Source organism: Vibrio owensii CAIM 1854 = LMG 25443 (genome assembly GCF_000817815.1).
GTDB lineage: Bacteria > Pseudomonadota > Gammaproteobacteria > Enterobacterales > Vibrionaceae > Vibrio > Vibrio owensii.
The window spans coordinates 119,680-133,024 of the sequence record NZ_JPRD01000011.1; the positions used below are offsets into that span (position 1 = coordinate 119,680).

14 protein-coding genes are annotated in these 13,345 nt (G+C 46.2%); 5 read left to right on the top strand and 9 right to left on the bottom strand.

Features of this window, described 5'->3' with window-relative positions; all coding sequences use genetic code 11:
- Positions 1 to 35: 35 nt before the first annotated feature.
- From H735_RS05685 to H735_RS05700, 4 genes are all read left to right on the top strand, one after another.
- Positions 36 to 1,247, top strand: a complete 1,212-nt coding sequence (locus tag H735_RS05685) for an MFS transporter (RefSeq protein ID WP_020197781.1) — start codon at positions 36 to 38, stop codon at positions 1,245 to 1,247.
- A gap of 82 nt (positions 1,248 to 1,329) precedes the next feature.
- Positions 1,330 to 1,911: a DUF1415 domain-containing protein gene (locus H735_RS05690; RefSeq protein WP_020197782.1), complete on the top strand. Its 582-nt coding sequence runs from the start codon at positions 1,330 to 1,332 to the stop codon at positions 1,909 to 1,911.
- Positions 1,912 to 2,019: 108 nt separating this feature from the next.
- On the top strand, positions 2,020 to 2,595 hold the full coding sequence (locus tag H735_RS05695) for a nucleoside triphosphate pyrophosphohydrolase family protein (protein WP_020197783.1): 576 nt from the start codon (positions 2,020 to 2,022) through the stop codon (positions 2,593 to 2,595).
- A gap of 235 nt (positions 2,596 to 2,830) precedes the next feature.
- Positions 2,831 to 3,154, top strand: a complete 324-nt coding sequence (locus H735_RS05700; protein WP_020197784.1) for a hypothetical protein — start codon at positions 2,831 to 2,833, stop codon at positions 3,152 to 3,154.
- 53 nt (positions 3,155 to 3,207) lie between these two features.
- Here the strand turns inward: H735_RS05700 and btuD are convergent, their stop codons facing one another.
- The 9 genes from btuD to H735_RS05745 all read right to left on the bottom strand — a co-directional run bounded on the left by btuD (position 3,208) and on the right by H735_RS05745 (position 11,845).
- Positions 3,208 to 3,975: a vitamin B12 ABC transporter ATP-binding protein BtuD gene (gene btuD / locus H735_RS05705; protein WP_020197785.1), complete on the bottom strand. Its 768-nt coding sequence runs from the start codon at positions 3,973 to 3,975 to the stop codon at positions 3,208 to 3,210.
- Positions 3,962 to 4,957, bottom strand: coding sequence for a vitamin B12 ABC transporter permease BtuC (gene btuC, locus H735_RS05710; RefSeq protein WP_020197786.1), 996 nt, complete (start codon positions 4,955 to 4,957; stop codon positions 3,962 to 3,964). Before btuC ends, btuD begins: the two co-directional genes overlap by 14 nt.
- A 102-nt stretch (positions 4,958 to 5,059) precedes the next feature.
- Positions 5,060 to 6,088: a succinylglutamate desuccinylase gene (locus tag H735_RS05715; RefSeq protein ID WP_020197787.1), complete on the bottom strand. Its 1,029-nt coding sequence runs from the start codon at positions 6,086 to 6,088 to the stop codon at positions 5,060 to 5,062.
- Between the two features lie 238 nt (positions 6,089 to 6,326).
- Positions 6,327 to 8,126, bottom strand: coding sequence for a M3 family oligoendopeptidase (locus H735_RS05720; protein WP_020197788.1), 1,800 nt, complete (start codon positions 8,124 to 8,126; stop codon positions 6,327 to 6,329).
- Positions 8,127 to 8,208: 82 nt separating this feature from the next.
- A complete protein-coding gene (cobC, locus tag H735_RS05725; protein ID WP_020197789.1) occupies positions 8,209 to 8,823 on the bottom strand; it encodes an alpha-ribazole phosphatase in 615 nt (204 codons plus the stop codon).
- Entirely contained in the window at positions 8,820 to 9,368 is a 549-nt protein-coding gene (gene cobU, locus H735_RS05730) for a bifunctional adenosylcobinamide kinase/adenosylcobinamide-phosphate guanylyltransferase (protein ID WP_020197790.1), read from the bottom strand. The genes cobC and cobU overlap by 4 nt, the downstream gene beginning before the upstream one ends.
- The gene (locus H735_RS05735; RefSeq protein WP_027726831.1) at positions 9,365 to 10,171 is read right to left on the bottom strand and encodes an adenosylcobinamide-GDP ribazoletransferase; all 807 of its coding nucleotides are present in this window, start codon (positions 10,169 to 10,171) and stop codon (positions 9,365 to 9,367) included. The genes cobU and H735_RS05735 overlap by 4 nt, the downstream gene beginning before the upstream one ends.
- Positions 10,171 to 11,214: a nicotinate-nucleotide--dimethylbenzimidazole phosphoribosyltransferase gene (gene cobT / locus H735_RS05740; protein ID WP_020197792.1), complete on the bottom strand. Its 1,044-nt coding sequence runs from the start codon at positions 11,212 to 11,214 to the stop codon at positions 10,171 to 10,173. Before cobT ends, H735_RS05735 begins: the two co-directional genes overlap by 1 nt.
- A gap of 19 nt (positions 11,215 to 11,233) precedes the next feature.
- Positions 11,234 to 11,845 (bottom strand): flavin reductase family protein, encoded by a 612-nt coding sequence (locus tag H735_RS05745; RefSeq protein WP_009705902.1) that lies wholly within the window; start codon positions 11,843 to 11,845, stop codon positions 11,234 to 11,236.
- A gap of 676 nt (positions 11,846 to 12,521) precedes the next feature.
- Here H735_RS05745 and H735_RS05750 point away from each other — a divergent pair.
- On the top strand, positions 12,522 to 13,217 hold the full coding sequence (locus tag H735_RS05750; RefSeq protein WP_020197793.1) for an NAD(P)H-binding protein: 696 nt from the start codon (positions 12,522 to 12,524) through the stop codon (positions 13,215 to 13,217).
- Positions 13,218 to 13,345: the final 128 nt, after the last annotated feature.

The window sequence follows — 13,345 nt, forward strand, 5'->3', positions numbered from 1 at the left end:
TCTTTATATTTGCTCGCTCGCATTAGGCAGGACTCATGGTCAGTTTCGGCACTCCGGAATACAAACGCATTACGCTATCTCTGGCACTCGGCTCGTTTTTAGTTTTCTCGAACCTATATCTCCTTCAGCCGATGCTGCCAAGCTTTGCGGCGCACTTTCAGATCTCGGAAACGCAGGTCAACTGGCTATTCGCCGCCACCACACTGGCTCTCTCCTTTAGCTTGGTCCCGATGGCTGTGCTCTCTGAATCGATTGGGCGCAAACCTGTAATGATGTTTGGTCTGTTTTCGATCCCTGCAATTTCTGCATTAATGCTGCTTGGCGATTCGTTTTTGTTCTTAGTGGTTTGTCGCGCTTTGATCGGTGTTGCGCTTGCCGCGTTTGCTGCTGTTGCCGTTGCTTATATGGCGGAAGAGCTAGATAAACACGCATTTTCAATGGCGATCGGTACTTATATCGCAGCCAATTCATTGGGAGGGATCGCAGGACGTATCAGCGGAGGTTTGCTGGCAGACAACTTCAGCATCGATGTCGCCATCGAAGTTATGATGCTATTCACCCTTATCGGTGTGGTCAGCGTGCATTACTTGCTACCAAAACAGAAAAACTTTACTCCTTCTTCGAGCAGTTTAAGGCACCACAATAAAGCTATTATCGGACACTTCAAAAATCAACGTGTGTGGTTCGCTATGCTGATTGGCGGTTTGAACTTTGCATTGTTCGTCAACCTCTATTCGGTAATGGGTTTCCGCTTAGTCAGTGCGCCACATAATGTGCCTGTCGGGTTAGCTTCTCTCATATTTGTTTGCTACCTAGGTGGTACGTTTTCTTCCCGTTGTGCCGGACATTGGAGTAAACGCTTTTCACCGATACTTGGCATGTTTTTAGGCTCTATCGTCAGTATGGCTGGCATGTGGATCGCAGTAATTGAAAGCATACCTGCAATGTTGACAGGTTTGTTATTGATCAGCTTCGGTGCGTTCTTCACTCACACGCTCGCCTACGGTTGGGTTGGACAAAACGCAACACAAGCAAAAGCGACGGCGACCGCATTGTATCTCGTGCATTACTATATTGGCGGCAGTTTAGGTGGATTCCTATTGCTCTATTGCTGGCAAAACGGCGGTTGGTCGAGTGTACTCATCGGTGGCAGTTCACTGTACATTGCCATGTTCGCTGCTATCGCATTCTTAAAACACATCACAGAGCGAATCGACGCTGGCGATAACGCAGACATAACGGCTTAATGAAGCGTTAAGCCTTATTGGTTTTATGTTGTGGCGCTGGTCTGCTATGCTTGCGCCACATTCATAAAAGCAAGAAAGTCGTATGCCAACGCGCTCAACACAAGAATCACCAAACACCGATATCAATGCGATCACAGAGCAAGTCGATCAATGGCTCAATGATGTCGTGATCGGGTTAAATCTCTGCCCGTTCGCCGCTAAGCCTCAGCGCAATAAACAAATCAAAATTTTCGTGAGTGAAGCCTCGCAAGAAGAAGCTCTACTTGAAGACATTTTGCTGCAATTGATCGAACTCAGTAATACCGAGCCAGAAAAACTGGAGACAACCTTGGTTGTGGTTCCAAACATGCTGCAAGATTTCTGGGATTACAACTTCTTCATTGATTGGGTTGAAGGCTTGATCAAACAGCAAGATTGGGAAGGCATTTTCCAAGTTGCCACCTTCTATCCTGATTACTGCTTTGGCGGTGCAGAACCAGAAGATGATGAAAACCTGACGAATCGCTCTCCATACCCAGTGTTTCATTTGATCCGTGAAGAGAGCATGGAAAAGGTACTTAAGCACTACCCTGATCCAGAGTCCATTCCAGATACTAACATCGCACGTGTCTCAGCGCTTTCAGAAGAAGAACGTAAGAAGCTCTTCCCTTACCTATTCCGTTAAAACTCACTCCCCAAGAGACAGATTTCTAACCAGTTAGAATGGGATCACTTGGGGATTAAAGTTCGGTTTGATATGATTGCGACTTCAATCGATTCAATGGACATTAGAATGCAACTGTCAAAGCTAACCCAAGAGATTTTTGATCACCTATACCGTGACATCACCGAGTTCCGTAGCACTTTCGACCTACCAGTGGCGGATGTTGCAAGCCTAGACGCACAAGCAGATACGCTACACACTTCTCTTGCGATCGAAGAGCTTACTGAACTAGCGGAAGCGGATTGCAAAACAGAGCAAGCAGACGCAATCATTGACAGCGTTTACGTTCTAATGGGTCGTCTAGTACACCTTGGTGACAGCAAAGTTGAAGATAACCTAGCGATCAGCTACCTGATCGATCTACTGCTTAACGTAGCGGTGAACCGTGGTATCAACTTTATCCCTTGCTGGGACGAAGTGCACTCAAGCAACATGAGCAAAGTGTGTCGCAACGAACAAGAATACGCAGAAACAGAAGCGTTCTATGCTGAACAAGGCATCAAGCTGATGGCGGTTCAAAAAGGCGAATACATCATTGCGAAATGCGCAGAAGATTTTGTATCTGAAGGCAAAACGGTACGTAAAGGCAAGGTCCTAAAATCAGTTTACTACCGCCCTGCAGACCTCAAGCCACTTACACAGTAAGTCGTCGATTAGGCACTACAGATAAAATTCAGCGCCCACAATACTCGATATTGTGGGCGCTTTTTTATGTCCTCTCAGAGCCTGATTACTTAAAAGTTAAGCTTCATTGAATCTCTGGTCAATGAAGCTAAATCCATGCTTTTAACGCCACTAAACACCTGTTCAGTATTTATTGATATTTCTGAGGTCTATCTCTCTGATAACCTAATCTTAATTACCATATCGTGGATTACCTATGATTCATATATCTCAAGTGTTGCCGTTAGTCGAAAAACAGCTCAAAGAATTGCAGCCTAAAGAAGCGGTAGAGTTTAAGACTTACAAAAGAGATCGCGGTTTTCTGATTTACTGTCTAGCAGATAGCCAGTTCCAAGTTGTTGAAATGGGATATCACAACCAAACGTTGACGGGAGATTTGGTCAGTACGCGTAAACACGTTAAAAAAGCCCTCAGACGAGAGTTCCCGAGAAGTAATAAAGCTTGGGTGGAGTATTTTCAGAATGTCGATAACCCATTAGATGTCAAGAAGCCCCATCCACATCAGATGCCTCTGTTTTAGTCTCACTACAAATAAACGCTTGGCATCTGGATGCTCTGTATTTCTTTAGGATACTAATCAAAAATTAGATACGGCCTTTCTTCTACCAAGACCTTCTTAACTTGAGTTTGGAACACCTCAGCTAATCCTTCTTCTGATAGCACTTCGTCGGCGTTACCGGAAGAATGCAATACGCCGTTATTGAGCAGCAGTACCTTGTCAGCATGCCTAAGCGTTCGGTTTAGGTCGTGGTTTGCGACCAACACCCCAATACCTTGCGCAGCGACGGCATTAATGAGCTGATATAGCAGTCCTTCTTGGGCAATATCGAGCGGCGCTGCGGGTTCATCCAAAATCAATAACTGAGAGTAAGGGTTAATCGTACGCCACACTTGCAAACACACTCCGGCTAGACGGACACGTTGCCATTCACCGCCGGATAATGTCTGAATACTTCGATGAAGCTTGTCTTGCAGTTGCACCAGTTCAATAACGATATTAACAGCATCTCTTACTTTGTCATCGCTGATATTGGCACCCATAGGCAATGAAAGTGCTAAGTATTGAAAGACATCAACATTGAATGCGGGCCTTGATTGCTGACACAAATACCCGCGGATATGCGCTTGTTCTGAAAGTGGCATTGTGAGCAGGTCGTTATTGTCGACAAGTACTTCCCCACTCACGCCTTCACGCTGAGTTAAGGTGCCAGATATCGCACCAAGCAATGTACTCTTTCCTGAGCCGTTTGGACCCACGACATGAACAACCTCACCCGGCTTACATTCAAAGGAGAGCGGTAGCAGTCGACTTCCAACTGCAATGTGCTTAACGTGCATCATGACTTTTCACCAGCATCCAAATGAAGATAGGTGCGCCGATAGAAGTGGTCATCACTCCAAGCGGCAGCTCAGCAGAATCGAGCAACAAACGTGCGCCGATATCAGCAAACACCAATAAGGCTGCGCCAGATATCGCAGAAAGAGGCAACAGGTAACGATTTTCTGTACCAAACGCTAATCGAAGCAAATGCGGCACGACTAGGCCCACAAAGCTAATGATCCCACCCAACGCAACGGAACCACCAACAAGTACGGAGATTGCCAAAATGAGTTTCCAGCGCATCTGATGAACATCAATACCCAGTTGAGTGGCATGGATTTCCCCTAGCATCAACTTATCAAGCGGTTTGCCCTTGCAGCAGAGCCAAATCAGCACAGGTAGCATGACCAAAGTGACGGTGTGTTGATACCAACTTGCACCACCAATGCTGCCCATTAGCCAGTACATTAACTGACGTAGGCTTAAGTCATCGCTAAAGTAGAATGCCCACGTCACAATGGCGCTCGACAAAATACCCAGTGCAACGCCGACGAGCAGCAGCCTTGCAGTAGTGAGATGCATTGCCCTTGCGATACCAACCAATATGACGGTAAACAACATCGAACCGGCAATGGCAGCCAACATAAAGATCATCGGAGAAGGTAAAACTGGCAAGGCAAACATGACGAGCACCATTGCCAAGCTCGCGCCACCGGAGATCCCGAGAACGCCGGGTTCGGCTAATACGTTCCCGAGTAGAACTTGTAAGGTAGCACCAGAGACCGCCAATGCTGCCCCGATAATGGCGGCAGAAACCAAACGTGGCAGGCGTAAATCCAACAAGAGTTTTTGTTCAAATGCAGAGAGAGACTGAAAAGGAGAAAGGAATACCTCTCCGACCATCAAGTGGATAGCAGAGAGCAGCACGAGAATCACTGACATGATCAAAAGATTGCGTTGCCAGCGTCGTTCCTTGTTCAGGATAAGTTGTTGAAAATCCATAGTAGCCGATAAATACAAACGAGGCTTAACCTTACAGTTAAGCCTCGGTAAATTGCAAATGTGTTCTTACGCTTTATTCGCCGAAATTAAAGCGATATGGCATTAATCGTAGACTAACTCGCCATCTTCGTAGCGCGTTTTCACTTCACACACCATTAATGCTGCGCGTTGACCGATCGCGACGTGGCGGTTTGGGAAAACAACGGCTTCGTTATCGTTCTTCGCCATCAATGGTTTGTCACCATCGTGACCAAACACTTCGCCGTGAACGAATGAGGTGAAGTTCTCGACGTTGTCATCAAACATGAAATCGAAATCTTCGTGCAAGCGCACAATCGTACGACTAACACGGTACTTGATACATGGCTTAGACAAGTGCTCCGCTTTCGCCTCTGCAATTAGGTTACGCAGTGACAAATCGAATGCTGTCAGTTTATCTAAGTCGTTTTCACCAATGCGAGCCACACGACCCAGTTCCATCGTCAAAGCTTGAGCGCCGTAGTTCTCTGCACTGAACCAGCTGAATGTGCTGGTTGGCGAGTTAGACAGTAAAACCGCTTCAATATGTGCACTGTCGAGAAAATCAATCAAAGCTTTGCTGCGAACAGGATGACGCGTTTTCGGACTCACCGCAAAGGTGTAGTGCTTTGAATCACGGATCGCACAGTGCAAATCTAAGTGCCAGCGTGTTTCCGCTGCAGTATCTTGATAGAAATCTCTGACTAACAATTTGAGGGTATCAGCAATCGCAAGCTCTTTGGTCGGCTCGTGCTCTTTCTCATCAAACAGTCGGTTAAGGTTTTCTTCTAAAAATCGCGTGTGCGCCAGAGTCGATTCTGGGTGAGCGATAATGAATAAGCATCGAGCCTCGACTTTCTGGAAGCCAGATTCGATGTCTTTGATAACTGAATCCACCAGCTCCATCGGTGCGGTTTCATCCCCGTGGACACCACAAGAGATGATGACGTTCTTTGTTTCCTGAGTGTATTCGTCAGGAATCACTTCTAGCACACCACGCTGATAGAGTTTAAGTTTTACACCATTAGACAGCACCTGCTCCGCTGGCGCGACATCAATATGAACATCTAACGTGTCAGTTAAAAACGATTGGCGAAAGAGAGACTTCGTCATGCGTTACTCCTTAATAGCACGGCGGGTATGTTAATAAATTGTACAAAGGATTTTTGTTGTTGCGATCCCACTTATGAGTAGAAGCCACCAAATTTATTTAAAATCCCATACCTTTTCGCGCCATGCACTCAAATCAAGCATTGAGGCGTTTATTTTTTAAACAATTACAAAGTGTTAGGGCTGTGAACTTTACCACAACCCTAAAGAAGATCATTATGATTTGATCAACTTTTAGCGTTTATTCACCACGTTGTGCGAGTAAACGTTCAAATTCGTCTACTTTGTCACGAACTAGCTCCACACTCTGCTGCCAGAATTCCGGTTGCGTCAGATCCATTGAAAGATGCTTTTCGACAACCTCTTCAGCCATCATGTTGCCAGTGTCGCGCAATAGTTCTACGTAATCGTCGTAGAAACGCTCCCCTTTTGCATCACGTTGAGCGTAGATACCTTTACTGAACAAGAAACCGAACAGATATGGGTAGTTGTAGAAGCTCACCCCAGAAATGGAGAAGTGCAGTTTGCTCGCCCAGAAATAAGGGTCAGCCTCGCTCATCACATCCCCATACCAATCTTTCCACGTTTCTGACATCAGCTCACAGAAGTCATCTGCTGTCAGTTCGCCCTCTTGGCGACGCTCGTAGAAGGCTTTTTCGAATTCGTAACGAACTGGAATATTGATCATCAGCGCTAACGCCGAGGAGAGCTCTTCCCACAGCATTTCGAGCTTATCATCCACGCTTTCTGCTTTTGAAATTAGATGATCACGAACGATGTTTTCAGCGAAAATCGAGGCAGTTTCTGCCAACGTCATCGGGTAGTATGTTTGGCAAAGCGGCAAATCACGAATCACCCAGTTGTGGAATGCGTGACCAAGCTCATGAGCAAGCGTCATCAGGTCTGAGCGGCTACCACTCCACGTCATAAACACGAGCGGCGTACGCGTCGCCGGCAGCTTAGTACAGTATGCACCAAGGCGTTTATTGGCATTAGGCGCAGCATCAATCCAGCCGTTTTGTACCATCATGCGGACAAACTCGGACATGTCTGGATTCACGGTTTCAAACGCTTCACAAATGACGTCGATTGCTTCATCGAAAGGGTAAACTTTCGCTTCACCACTCAAAGCATGCATCGCAGCAAGATGATTCCACGGTTTCATCTCATCCAGACCGTAGACCTTCGCCATTAGCAAACCGGCTTTTTGACCAATCTCACGGCTGTCTTTAGCCACTTTCATCATGGCATCCAATGTTTCGGCTTTGATTCGGCTGCCATGTAAGCTTGGATCAAGGAAATGAACATCACGTTTAGTAGAACGCTTTTTGTTCTCTGTTAAACGCCAACCTGAAAGCGCGTTAAGGATAGAGGCAAAAGACTCTTGGTGTGTCGACATCGCCTTCTGAACACCACGCCATGCAGCTTCTTGGCGATCAAATTCAGAGCCGTAAAGAATGCTTGCTGCTTGCGAGAAGCCAAGCTCTTCACTTTCACCATCAGCGTAGTCAAGCTTCACTTTCAAAGAGCCCGTGAGGTTGTTGTATAACTTACCCCACGCAGATTTTCCATCCACGCTCATCGCCGCTAACAGCTTTTCTTCTTCGGTGCTTAAACGTGTGTCAGCCAGTTTGCGAGAGTTCAGGATTGAAAACGCCTGACCACTGATGTCTGGATTTTCATGATCCAAAACGCGAGTAATGAACTCTTCATCAGCGTGAGTCAATTTAAGCTCAAACGCACTGTAAGCTTGAGAAAGCTCAGAGAAAATACGCGTCATACGACCTAGCAGTGCTTTCGCCTCTGCATTTGTCGCATCCACTGAGGCGTAACAGTTAGCGAAGTTCGCAATAGTGCCAGCCAAACGGCTTGCCGCCTCGCTGGTTAAGATTGCGTTTTGCATCACTTCAACAGAGTTACAATCGGCAGACTGTTTATTGAGTAGGTCAATGCATTGCTCTACAAGGGCAATGTCATCTTGAATTCGTGGGTCAGCGAGATCGTTATAAACGATGGATAAATCCCAGCTAGGAGCGGTCATTTATGGTTCCTTTTGATGTAATCGAGCCAACTCTTTTCTCTCTTAAACTCGGTAGAGATCCAAGCGTTGGCTACTTCCGTGACTAATTTTCAAATAGTGGTACGCCTATCGAACGAATTGAGGCGTAAATCTGATCATCGATGGTAATTGTTATATGTGTTACTGACGCATTTCCTATCGCTAATGTCGAATACCATCGCGGATTGCGCCAATCTACACCCAATACATGGGCAAGAATCATTCTAATTACGCCACCATGCGTGACAATTAGCAAGTTGTCATTGATATCATTAATGATTTGAGACCAAGCACAAGTTACACGATGAGAGAAATCATCCAAGCTCTCAGCATTCGGTAAGGTGTATTGTGCCGGTGCTTTCCAAAATGCATCGAGCTTATTCCAGTGCTCAGAAAGCATGTCAAATGGGATGCCGTCGAAATCACCAAAATCCAATTCTTTAAGTTGAGGTTCCACACTTAAAGGTAAAAGTTGCTGCTCAGCAAGTATCTCAGCAAGGTCGTGACAACGTGACAAAGGAGAGCTGATGATCCCTTCTACTTCTCGACCCGTTTGTTGCCAGGCTTGGGCAATTTTGCGCTGCTCAGCTTCATCGACTTTTAAATCGGCTTGTCCGTGTAAACCTGGGGCTGCGTTCACTCTTCCGTGTCGCAGTAAGTAGATATTCAATATTTTCATCTCTTCCCTTCCTGTGGTTTGAGCTCAAGTGGCAAGCCCGCAGCGACAAACGTGACTCGCTCACATACGGTCGCCAGTTTTTGATTCATCCGTCCCGCATTATCAACAAAGTAACGACTGACGGTGCCGAGCGGCACAATGCCCATCCCGACTTCATTAGAGACAAAAATCAGCGTCGCTTCAGCTTGTGCTGCCGCATTCACCAACAACTCAATTTGTTCCTCTAACCGCTCATTACAGCAGTCATCACCGAGTTCAAAGATCCAGTTGTTGAGCCAAAGCGTAAGGCAGTCAACTAACACAACATCTTGAGACGAAAACTCACAAATGAGCTCTGGCAAGTTACGCGGACATTCATGTTCAATCCACCCAGCCCCTCGCTGCTGTTTATGGTGAGCAATGCGCTGCCTCATCTCGTCATCAAAAGGCAATGCCGTCGCAACGTAGTGAAGCGTTCCGTTTTTATTTTGTGCCCATTGTTGCGCCCTGCTCTCTGCTAAGCTCGACTTTCCTGAGCGCGCACCACCTAGAATAAGTTGCTTCATAATGAATGACTAAATGCGATAAGAGTGAGATAAACAAGCAACTCTGCAAGCTGCTGCGCAGCACCAAGGCAGTCGCCAGTAAATCCGCCGATACGTTTGGTCAGCCAGCGTTTAAAGCCGACACGAAACAGTGCCAATACCAATACAATCACAGCAGCCTGAGTCACACCCAGTAACAACGTGACAACCCCACCAGTTAAGAGCAGTATCGTGACTTCTAAGCTCGATTGCTTATTCGCTAACGGTTTACTTTTCGAGGTATCCGCGTCACTAACGTAAGGCATGTCATATATGAGAGTAGCAGCCAGCGCTCGGCTCACGGTGTACGCCACAACGATCATCAGCCAAAACTGAGGCTCATTGGCTAACTCGCTCCAAAATACAAACTTCGCTAACAGCGCCATCATTAGCGTTGCAGCTCCGTACGTCCCGATGCGGCTGTCCTTCATGATGGTTAAGCGGCGCTCTAACGTCATGCCACCGCCAATACCATCCGCCATATCCGTTAAACCGTCCTCATGGAACGCGCCGGTAAGCAGCAGGCTAAATGCCATGGTCAACACAATGGCAACTGAGTTTGGGAACAACAGACTCGCCAGTGAAAACACAGCCGCGCACAATAGCCCGAGCAACACGCCGACCAAAGCAAAGTACCGCCCCGCTTGGTTCATGCGCGTTTCACTGTAAGGTAAATCTGCGGGCACAGGTATACGGCTAAAAAAACTTACGGCGAGCAAGAAAAGCTCACTCTGATAACGCAAAGAACGAGTCTCTGAATGGAGTGTATTATCAGAAGCAGACACTAAACCGTCACTCCCGCACTCTCAAAGCTCGCCATGTTGTTGTAAAACTGAGCCGCCGCTTTTACGAGTGGCAAAGCAAGCGCTGCTCCAGTTCCTTCACCTAAGCGCAGTCCAAGATCTAAGAGAGGCTCCGCTTGCAAACATTCCAGCACAAACTTGTGCCCATTCTCTTCTGAGTTATGAGCAAACAACATATAATCTCGCGTCTCTTCATCTAATAGAGTCGCGACATAAGCGGCTACAGATACGATAAATCCGTCGACTAAAACAGGCGTTTTGTTGCGTTTCGCTTCTAAGAATGCGCCAACCATTTGCACGATTTCGAAGCCACCGACTTGAGCCAGTGCTCCTTTGGTATCAAGGTCACGACAGCGATTCACACCTTGCGCGACTAGCTTGATCTTGCGGTTGAGTTGCTCTTGAGTAATGCCCGTGCCATAGCCAACGCAATGGTCGACTTCCAATGGACTCAGCGCAGTTAACAATGCCGATGCCGAACTGGTATTGCCGATCCCCATCTCACCAAACATCAACAAGTTCGAGCCATTAAGGATCGCCTGTTGCGCAACCTTTGCACCATATTCCAAACCCAATGCAACTTGCTCTAACGACATCGCCGTTTGCTTAGCAAAGTTTGCCGTGCCATTTCCGAGACGTTTCTCAATCAGGTTGGGATGGTTTTTAAAGTCAGGAACTAAGGTATCGATCGGTGACAACATGCCACAATCAATGACCTTAAAGTCAATTTGGTTGAGATCGCAGAAACAATTTATGGCGGCGCCACCAGCGAGAAAATTCGCCACCATTTGTTGAGTCACGGCACTTGGCGCAATGCTCACCCCTTCTTCGGCGATACCGTGATCACCAGCGAATACCAACATGGTTGGTTTGCGAATTTCTATTGTTTCAACCGCTTGAGGCTTATCTTGGCTTTGAATTAACGCCAGTTCTAGCGCCACTTTTTCGAGCAAACCAAGAGCGCCTAATGGTTTGGTTTTGTTATCAATGCGAGCTTGAATTTCTGAGGCAAAAGAGCGATCCATGATGATGATTCCTTATTCTTTATTTTGGACGAGCGACAGAAAAAGTTTTTTCTAACGTGGCGTATTCATTACCGCCTAATCGAGCTAATGGGTCTACAGCTAAGGCATCAACTTTTAAACGGTCACCCTCCATGGATATGACCCGCTCATCGACATAAATGTGTTCAATCTCTGCAAAGATTAAACTTTGCGGTGTCTCCCCCATCTCTATCACTTCATGCAACTTACAGCCGAATGCAATTGGCGCGCCCTCTAAGCGTGGTAATTCGAAACCTTGGAAATCAACCGTCTCAAGTTGAGTCGTCTCCAGTTCAGATTCCCCATGTTCTAATGTGGCAGAAGATAAAGTGACTTTATCCGAGAGATCGCTGGGTGCAATATGGATAACCAACTTACCGGTTTCTAATGCATTTCGCGTGGTGTCTTTGATATCACCATTGGGCTTTTTTCCCACAGAAATCATCAATAAAGGTGGACGGCTAGAAACCGCAGTAAAGTAGGAAAATGGCGCTAAGTTGAAGTTTTGCTCACCTGAGTCTGTGAGCACCCAAGCGATTGGGCGAGGAATGACAGTTTGAGTCATCAAATGGTACACCTGCGTTGGCGCAAGCGTACTGAGATCTATGTTCATACGACGTCCTTGGTCTTAGAAAACCGCGAGAGAAATGAGACTCCCGACAAATTGAGAGAACAAGTGTACCCCTCTCCCGTGCAATTTCATCTGATTTTCTCTTTTTGACTGCGCTTTTTGTCAATTCGACAGTCATATTGATAAAAATATTATTTCAACAAGCTTGTTCCACTAAAGAAAGCATTCAACTTAAACCAACTCAGTCTCAGTCATTTATTTTTCAGCGCTCTAATTGATAACGTCTGATGGTCAATATCAGTCTAACCAAACAACTTAAAGCATTGATAAATAAAAACTATACAATAGCACGTCTAACAAAGATTAGGCGTAAATGAAACGAGAGCTGATTTCCTCATCGCCTGTATTTTGAAAGTTGGCACGTGTGATGCTTTAAAGAAATCGTCCCTAACACAAAAAGCGAGAAATTATGTTTGCCAATCAAAGTCGTCGCCCCGCTAAGAGAGGCAAGCCAAACCCACCACGCCAATCTCGGCGATCCATACCCTTATCATTCTCCTAAGAAAAAAGACCCGTTTGTCCCGCGGGTCTTTTTATTTGCCTCGTTTGAAGAGCAATCAAATGGGTCGTGCGTCAAACATTGATAGCATGCCTAATGCTTGGCTGAACAATTAAGCTACAATAGCCTAAGCAACTGTTCTCTATGAGGAAGAATACAATGAGTAACGATTCAAATGCATGTGTCATTATCGCTGGCGCAACAGGGCTGGTTGGTAGAGAAGTCATCCATCAACTGATCTCGCAGCCTAGCATCGTAACTCTGTATTCCCTTTCTCGACGAGCCCTCACTGACATTGCCGACCCTGATAATAAAATCATCCCACTTCTCGATGCTGAACTCACCATTCATGACTGGGACGAACAACAACCGACCCCTCGTGTTGGTTTTATTTGTCTTGGTACGACATTGAAGCAAGCTGGCAGCAAAGACGGTTTAAGGAAAATCGATGTTGAGTTGGTGTGTAAAGTGGCTCAGCAAATGAAGTTGATTGGCGTAAAACGACTGGCCGTCGTATCGAGTTTGGGTGCAAAAGCCTCTTCATCATCCCACTATCTTGCTTGCAAAGGCCACATGGAAAAAAATATTGAAAAGATGGGCTTTGAAGAAGTGGTGTTCGCAAGACCAGGGCCTCTGGTCGGGCAACGAGAAAACCCTCGTACAGATGAGAAGGTTGTTCAGACTCTTTCTAAAGTAATTCGTCCGCTTATGCTGGGAAAACTGGCTAATTTTGTGCCAATTCAAGCTCAAGACGTCGCCAAAGCGATGATTTACCAAGTTTTCAGCTATCAACAAGACCCAATCGTCTATTTGCATAGAAGAGAGATGATGGACCTCATCAAGCATTATGACTAAGTAAAATCGGATAAACCTCGTGCTAAAACGTTATTGCACGAGATATGCGTCTCACTTTTATATTCATTTTCGATCTATCTAATACCTGTTTTTCATTTTTAAAGTTATATCCCGATCGGTATCTTACG

What these genes read in the sequence shown, in the direction of transcription:
- H735_RS05685 (WP_020197781.1), top strand. Translation starts at nt 36, where the DNA reads ATGGTCAGTTTCGGCACTCCGGAATACAAACGCATTACGCTATCTCTG.
- H735_RS05690 (WP_020197782.1), top strand. Translation starts at nt 1,330, where the DNA reads ATGCCAACGCGCTCAACACAAGAATCACCAAACACCGATATCAATGCG.
- H735_RS05695 (WP_020197783.1), top strand. Translation starts at nt 2,020, where the DNA reads ATGCAACTGTCAAAGCTAACCCAAGAGATTTTTGATCACCTATACCGT.
- H735_RS05700 (WP_020197784.1), top strand. Translation starts at nt 2,831, where the DNA reads ATGATTCATATATCTCAAGTGTTGCCGTTAGTCGAAAAACAGCTCAAA.
- btuD (WP_020197785.1), bottom strand. Translation starts at nt 3,975, where the DNA reads ATGATGCACGTTAAGCACATTGCAGTTGGAAGTCGACTGCTACCGCTC.
- btuC (WP_020197786.1), bottom strand. Translation starts at nt 4,957, where the DNA reads ATGGATTTTCAACAACTTATCCTGAACAAGGAACGACGCTGGCAACGC.
- H735_RS05715 (WP_020197787.1), bottom strand. Translation starts at nt 6,088, where the DNA reads ATGACGAAGTCTCTCTTTCGCCAATCGTTTTTAACTGACACGTTAGAT.
- H735_RS05720 (WP_020197788.1), bottom strand. Translation starts at nt 8,126, where the DNA reads ATGACCGCTCCTAGCTGGGATTTATCCATCGTTTATAACGATCTCGCT.
- cobC (WP_020197789.1), bottom strand. Translation starts at nt 8,823, where the DNA reads ATGAAAATATTGAATATCTACTTACTGCGACACGGAAGAGTGAACGCA.
- cobU (WP_020197790.1), bottom strand. Translation starts at nt 9,368, where the DNA reads ATGAAGCAACTTATTCTAGGTGGTGCGCGCTCAGGAAAGTCGAGCTTA.
- cobT (WP_020197792.1), bottom strand. Translation starts at nt 11,214, where the DNA reads ATGGATCGCTCTTTTGCCTCAGAAATTCAAGCTCGCATTGATAACAAA.
- H735_RS05745 (WP_009705902.1), bottom strand. Translation starts at nt 11,845, where the DNA reads ATGAACATAGATCTCAGTACGCTTGCGCCAACGCAGGTGTACCATTTG.
- H735_RS05750 (WP_020197793.1), top strand. Translation starts at nt 12,522, where the DNA reads ATGAGTAACGATTCAAATGCATGTGTCATTATCGCTGGCGCAACAGGG.